The sequence below is a fragment of the Streptomyces sp. NPDC050423 genome (genome assembly GCF_040655445.1).
GTDB lineage: Bacteria > Actinomycetota > Actinomycetes > Streptomycetales > Streptomycetaceae > Streptomyces.
Genome location: NZ_JBFAJY010000102.1, coordinates 1 through 1,090 on the forward strand (window position 1 = coordinate 1; position 1,090 = coordinate 1,090).

Consider the following 1,090-nt stretch of genomic DNA (forward strand, 5'->3'; position numbering starts at 1 on the left):
CGGCGGGTACGCAAGGGCTCATCCCGGCGGGTACGCAAGGGCTCATCCCGGCTTCTGATCGACCACGGCGAGTCGCGCCTCCACCTGGTCCCCCAATTCGATCAGAAGGTCCATCTGTGCGGGGGTCATGTGGTCGATCAGCACATTGCGTACGTCAGCCAGGTGGAGCGGGGCGGCTGCCTCGATGAGGGTGCGGCCCTGTTCGGTGATGACCACGACTGCCCCTCGCTGGTCGGTCGCGCATCGCTCGCGGCGGATGAGGTCGCGGTTCTGCATGCGCGTCAGATGCTGCGACAGGCGGCTCTTCTCCCATTGCAGCACATCCCCGAGTGCGAACGACCTCAGGCGCCCCTCGGGTGCCTCGGACAGGTGGGCCAGCACCTGGTAGTCGGCGGCGGACAGCCCGCTGTGGGTGCGCAGCTGCCGCTCGATGTGTTCGGACAGGCCGGCCTGCATCTTCATGAGGCTGCGCCAAGCTCGCTGTTCACGCTCGTCCAGCCATCGCGGTTCATCCATGAAGTCCACCCTACCGCTTTGGTTGACATGTTAACCAGGTCACCATAGGGTTTGGTTAACACATCAACCACATTGGCCGGCGGAGGTGGGCGCCGCCGACAGGAACGCGGCGACGAAGCCGCTCTGCCGTCTCCACAGCCCTCAGCAATCGACTGGAACTGGAAAAACACATGTCTACAGACACCCGCTACGCCATCGTGGGCACCGGAAACATCGGTTCGGCGCTGGCGCACCTTTTCGTCCGGGCCGGAGTCGAGGTAAGCATCGCCAACACCCGCGGACCGCGCTCGATCAGCGAACTCGCCGCTTCCTGGGGCTCTACAGTCCGGGCCGTGACGCTCACTGAGGCACTGGCGAGCGACGTCATCTTCATGGCCATCCCGTTCGGCGCGGTCGAGACGTTCGGCAACGCCCTGCCCGACTGGAACGGGAAGATCGTCGTCGACACCACCAACGCGCACTACGCGCCCAACGCGGGCGACATCCTCAAGGGCCGGCTCTCCTCGCGGTATGCGGCCGAGGTCCTGCCCGGCGCCCAGATCGTGAAGGCCTTCAACCACCTTCCCGCCCGGAC

Annotated in this window: 2 protein-coding genes; one reads left to right on the forward strand and one right to left on the reverse strand. The window is 65.6% G+C overall.

Annotated features, from left to right (window positions below; genetic code table 11):
- Nucleotides 1–42: 42 nt before the first annotated feature.
- Entirely contained in the window at nucleotides 43–516 is a 474-nt protein-coding gene (locus tag AB0I52_RS32835; RefSeq protein WP_363078832.1) for a MarR family winged helix-turn-helix transcriptional regulator, read from the reverse strand.
- Between the two features lie 170 nt (nucleotides 517–686).
- Here AB0I52_RS32835 and AB0I52_RS32840 point away from each other — a divergent pair.
- The coding region (locus tag AB0I52_RS32840) for an NAD(P)-binding domain-containing protein (RefSeq protein ID WP_363078834.1) at nucleotides 687–1,090 on the forward strand (404 nt) is incomplete at its 3' end.

Excerpts from the sequence above, each read along its gene's own strand:
- AB0I52_RS32835 (WP_363078832.1), bottom strand. The coding sequence starts at position 516 with ATGGATGAACCGCGATGGCTGGACGAGCGTGAACAGCGAGCTTGGCGC.